The organism is Bacillus sp. FJAT-42315 (assembly GCF_002797375.1).
In the GTDB taxonomy this organism is placed as follows: domain Bacteria; phylum Bacillota; class Bacilli; order Bacillales; family Domibacillaceae; genus Bacillus_CE.
On record NZ_KZ454941.1, the window covers coordinates 2,689,080 to 2,693,966 of the forward strand.

The following is a 4,887-nucleotide window of genomic DNA, read 5'->3' on the forward strand; positions in this document are numbered from 1 at the left end:
GTCATTGCTTTCGTTGCCTTCTTCGGTCTATTTGGTTTCTTTGTTTCTGTTTTCTTTGTAGGTACATACATTGCTAAGTTTCACTCTTTTGGTGTTCCCTATTTGCAAGTAGCTAGTGAAATGAGCCTAAAGAACACTTTGAAAGCTTTTATTAAGTTACCAGCTCAACTAGATAATAAAAGACCAAATTCCACGAACCCTAAAGACAAGACAAAGCAAGGAGGTTCTTCATGAAACTGTATGTTAAATATGTACTCCTATGCACAACCTTCTTCATATCTCTTCTCCCTTTAGCCGGCTGTTGGGATGCCAATGAACCCGAACGAATGGTGTATATTCAAGGATTAGGTGTCGATTATAAAGATGGCGAGTTCGTTGTCTATTTGCAAATGCTTAATCCTGGTTTAATTGCTAAGTCTGAAGCAACAAGCGGCGTGCAACAATCTACTGTCGTTGTTGGCAGAGGCAGCGGAAAAACAGTGAATGAGGCAGCATTCGACGTGTACCGTTCATCTCAACGCCGTTTGTTTTGGGGGCACTTGTCTTTTTTTATTTTTACGGAAGAAGCTTTAAAAAACAAAGCGTTAGAAAAAACAATTGATTTGTTTGATCGCTATCGTGAAACTAGATATGGAATAGACATATTCGCAACGAAAGAGCCACTATTCGATATGATGACTACCCTTCCCGCTTTAAAAGCATCAACTGCTTACACTAAATTAAACGAACCAGAGGCTTCGTACAAACAAAGCTCCTTTGTTAAACACGTTGATATGAGAGAGTTATTAATTGCCTTAAATGAACCACCTCATGAAACGACTATTCCTTATGTAGAAATTACAAAGAAATCATGGAAATCTGACGAAGGAATGAAACCAGCCATTCAAATGGCCGGCATCGCATCCATAACGACGAAAAAATTAAAAGATGTAATATCCTACGAAAATATGAAGGGGTTAAGATGGCTAAATAATGATTTAAAAAGGGCAGAACTCAGTATCAAAGTGAAGGAACTAGATATTAGTTTATTAGTGGAAAAAGTCAAAGCTAAGAAAAAGCCAATAGTGAAAGGCAATGATATTCACTTCAAACTATCCATCGATGTGACCGTCTTATTACGAGAAATTGCGACTGAACGAAAACTCAATGAAATAGAAAAATCAGCTGAAAAAGTGATAAAACAAGAAGTAATCGCAGTATATAAAGAAGGATTAAAAACCGATTCTGACCTTTTTCGACTATCTGAAACTTTGTATCGAGAGGATGTTCAAGCGTGGAAGAAAATAAATAAAAATGGAAAAATCCCATTAACAACTGACAGTATAAGACCATCTGACATACAGGTTAAAGTGAAAATGATCCGAGGCGAGCGACAAAGAAGATTACCAACCATTTAAATTTTAGGAGCTAATCTAGGAGGTTCTTCATGAGATTTTATGTTAAACATATACTACTTGGTATCTCTTTTCTCCTATTGATGATTCCTCTAGCCGGCTGCTGGGATGCCAATGAACCTGAACGAATGGTATACATTCAAGGTTTAGGCGTCGATTATAAAGATGGTGAGTTCGTTGTCTATTTGCAAATGCTTAATCCTGGTTTAATCGCTAAATCTGAATCCACAGGAAACGTAACACAAACGACCATCGTTGTTGGTAGAGGGAACGGGAAAACAGTGAATGAAGCAATATTTGATATTTACCGTTCGTCTCAACGTCGTTTATTTTGGGGGCACTTGTCTTTTTTTATTCTTACGGAAGAAGCTTTAAAAAACAAAGCTTTAGAAGCAACGATTAGTTTGTTTGATCGCTACCGTGAAACTAGATATGGAACGTACGTTTTCGTAACTAAAGAACCACTTTTTGATATTATGACTACTCTTCCTTCTCTAAAAGCATCAACAGCCTATACTAAATTAAATCAACCAGAGGCTTCGTACGAACAAAGCTCTTTTATTAGAGCCGTCGATATGAGAGAGTTGTTAATTGCCTTACATGAACCGCCTCATGAAACGTTTATTCCTTATGTAAAAACAGTAAAAAAATCATGGAAATCTGACGAAGGAATGAAACCAGCCATTCAAATGGCTGGTATCGTATCGATCACGGAAAAAAAATTAAAAGATATAATATCCTATGAAAAAATCAAAGGATTAAGATGGCTAAATAATGATTTAAAAAGGGCAGAACTCAGTATCAAAGTGAAGGGATTAGATATTAGTGTATTAATTGAAAAAATAAAAATTAAAAAAACGCCCTTAGTAAAAGGACGCGATGTTCATTTCAAACTATCAATCGATGCAACGGTCTTATTACAAGAAATTGCGACTGAACGAAAACTTAAAGAAATAGAAAAAGTAATTCAAAAGACGCTGGAGCAAGAAGTGATGTCGGCATATAAAGAAGGTTTAAAAACAAGCTCTGACTTATTCCGACTATCTGAAACTTTATATCGAGAGGATGTTAAAACATGGGCAAAAATAGAAGATGACGGAAAAATCCCATTAACACAAAACAGCTTAAAACAACCTGATATACAGGTTAAGGTGAAAATGATACGAAGTGATCGACAAAGAAAATTCCCAACCCTTTAACAACCTATAAAAAGTATGTACGGACAGTTGATCCCCCACCTAAATAGCTTTGTTGCTCGGCGGGGATCTTACTGCCCGTTAATGCCGGATAAACAAGGGCATTTTTTGATAATCCTCTATTTATGATTCACCTTTTCTTTAATCATTACCCCTCGTTTTTCCATCTCCTTTATATATATATCACCAGGAACAATTTGTTCAGGGGGATAAACCCCTCGCTTCGTAATTATTCCATCTCCAATCATTTGCGCCGCGATGGAAATTGTGGTCGCTGTTGCTCTCGCCATCGCAGTGACTTGATTCTTTTGATCTTTATAGGTAATCATTTCGTAACAATAACCAGTCATTTTCCCTTCTTTTTCTCCCTTTGTTAATACGCTTAACAAAACGACATCTTCCCCATCTTTTAGATCGACAATCGGAGCTAGCACCTTCAAAAGGACATCTCTAGGTTTTACTGTCTGGCCATTGACTTCCACAAAATAATCATTGCGTGTTAAGTTCAAGTCGACAAGTAACTGGAATTTTTCTGCATGGCCGGGGTAGCGAATCGTTTTGTACTCTAAACCATCTAAATCGGGATAAGAATAAGCTAAAGTGGATGTTCCTCCAGCGGTATGGAACGCTTCTAACGGACCGAATTTCTCAAAATAAACCGTCTCGATTTCTGATAAAGAAGCAACCTCTTGCTTTTTTCCATCACGAATAATAAAGGACGGATCGGTGTAATGATCGAATACCCCTTCCATTGAAAAGACATGATTATACTCAAGCGGTGGTGATGGCCTCAACGGAATCCCGCCAACATATAATTTTATCTCTTTCACTTCATCTAATTGGCTAGCACCATATCCCGATAAAATATTGATCGCACCAGGTGCCACCCCAAGATCAGGAATGATCGTCACTCCCGCTGCCTTTGCTTGATCATGAAGCTTTAATACACGATCCGTTGCATGACCAATATGACCACCGAGATCGACACAATGCACACCTGCCGAAATAGCTGCCTTCGCTACACTTTCATTAAAAGAGTAAAAAAGAGCATTCACTACAATATCATGTCTGCCCATCATATGAATTAATTGTTCCTCTTTTGTTGCATTCACAAATGCTACTCCTAGCTTCGACGACTGTAAGCTACTACAGATTTTTTTCGCTTTTTCCATATCCATATCAGCAAGTGTCACCTTCAACACCCGTTCACTATTCACTAAATCCCTCGCCACCTCCTTCCCCATTAACCCTGCTCCTAACACTAATACGCGCATATAAATTCCTCCTTTATTTTCGGAAGTGTTTATTGTTGCGTCGTTCAGTTATTCTAATGTGAGAATCGACTTTAGTCCTTCCCTATTAAAGTATATACTTACTTATTCCCAGTTATTTCTCTTTAACAAACCTAAAAAAACATTTCTGAAAAATGTAACCTTTCGTCGTTCTTTCCGTTATGTTAATGAGGGAGGTTGATCGATGTCGATTGAAGATTTATATCGCACTTATTTTCAAGGTTTATATACTTACCTTCTCTCTCTTTCCCGTAATTCTCATGTCGCTGAGGAGCTTTTGCAAGAAACCTTTTACCGTGCTTATATTCATCTGGACAGTTATCAGGGTGAAAATCCTAAGCCATGGCTATTTAAAATTGCTTATCACGCATTTATTGACTGGACACGAAGCGAAAAGAAGCGGTACCAACAAGAAATGACAGAAACGATGCTACCAACTGTTCAGAGTACTGAACAAACTGTTTTGACTCAAGCAAAAATTAATGACTGGCTTCTTATTCTCCAGCAATTTCCTTTAACGAAAAGGCATGCTATTTTACTACGTGATTATTATGGGTTTTCTTATGAGGAAATTGCTGAGTTTTTAAACTTGACCACCGCGAACGTAAAAGTCATTTTGCATCGTACTAGAAAAGAGGTAAGAAAAAGACTGGGGGAAGAAGATTGATGGAAAAAGATTCATGCCAACATTTTCGAAGTTTATTAAAAAAGGAGGAACTTTCACAAGAAGAAGACCAACAGTTAATTGAACATATCGAAACATGTATCCACTGCCAGAATTATATCGATATGACCGAAAAGAACGAGCCTATACCAGCTTTACCAAACGAGAGAAACATCTTACGAAAAGCGAAGTGGAAACAGCGTTGGAATCAACTATCTTTTCTGCTCGGTATTGTTGTGTTTGTGTACCTTGTCGGTAGTATTTTTTCAGCCCTTTATTACGGAATTGGCGATCGTGGGGAGAGAATTAATGCGGTGTCTAGTCTAGCATTTCAAGCACTA

At 37.7% G+C, this 4,887-nt stretch carries 5 protein-coding genes and 1 pseudogene; 5 read left to right on the forward strand and 1 reads right to left on the reverse strand.

Annotated features, from left to right (window positions below):
- From CEF22_RS18545 to CEF22_RS13160, 3 genes are all read left to right on the forward strand, one after another.
- The coding region (locus tag CEF22_RS18545) for a spore germination protein (RefSeq protein ID WP_198508070.1) at positions 1-234 on the forward strand (234 nt) is incomplete at its 5' end.
- Entirely contained in the window at positions 231-1,397 is a 1,167-nt protein-coding gene (locus CEF22_RS13155) for a Ger(x)C family spore germination protein (protein WP_100403224.1), read from the forward strand. The genes CEF22_RS18545 and CEF22_RS13155, both read left to right, overlap by 4 nt.
- 29 nt (positions 1,398-1,426) lie before the next feature.
- Positions 1,427-2,593, forward strand: a complete 1,167-nt coding sequence (locus tag CEF22_RS13160) for a Ger(x)C family spore germination protein (protein WP_100403225.1) — start codon at positions 1,427-1,429, stop codon at positions 2,591-2,593.
- A 116-nt stretch (positions 2,594-2,709) separates the two neighbouring features.
- On the opposite strand, the gene CEF22_RS13165 is transcribed toward CEF22_RS13160, so the two are convergent.
- On the reverse strand, positions 2,710-3,864 hold the full coding sequence (locus tag CEF22_RS13165; RefSeq protein ID WP_100403226.1) for a saccharopine dehydrogenase family protein: 1,155 nt from the start codon (positions 3,862-3,864) through the stop codon (positions 2,710-2,712).
- A 202-nt stretch (positions 3,865-4,066) separates the two neighbouring features.
- On the opposite strand from CEF22_RS13165, the gene CEF22_RS13170 reads away from it, so the two are divergent.
- Together CEF22_RS13170 and CEF22_RS13175 are read left to right on the forward strand one after the other, a co-directional pair.
- A complete protein-coding gene (locus CEF22_RS13170) occupies positions 4,067-4,549 on the forward strand; it encodes an RNA polymerase sigma factor (RefSeq protein ID WP_100403227.1) in 483 nt (160 codons plus the stop codon).
- Positions 4,546-4,887, forward strand: a pseudogene (locus tag CEF22_RS13175) (hypothetical protein); the annotation flags it as partial. The gene CEF22_RS13170 and the pseudogene CEF22_RS13175, both read left to right, overlap by 4 nt.

Bases quoted from the DNA above. Each gene is read 5' to 3' on its own strand.
- CEF22_RS13170 (WP_100403227.1), top strand. From the start codon at position 4,067: ATGTCGATTGAAGATTTATATCGCACTTATTTTCAAGGTTTATATACT.
- CEF22_RS13160 (WP_100403225.1), top strand. From the start codon at position 1,427: ATGAGATTTTATGTTAAACATATACTACTTGGTATCTCTTTTCTCCTA.
- CEF22_RS13165 (WP_100403226.1), bottom strand. From the start codon at position 3,864: ATGCGCGTATTAGTGTTAGGAGCAGGGTTAATGGGGAAGGAGGTGGCG.
- CEF22_RS13155 (WP_100403224.1), top strand. From the start codon at position 231: ATGAAACTGTATGTTAAATATGTACTCCTATGCACAACCTTCTTCATA.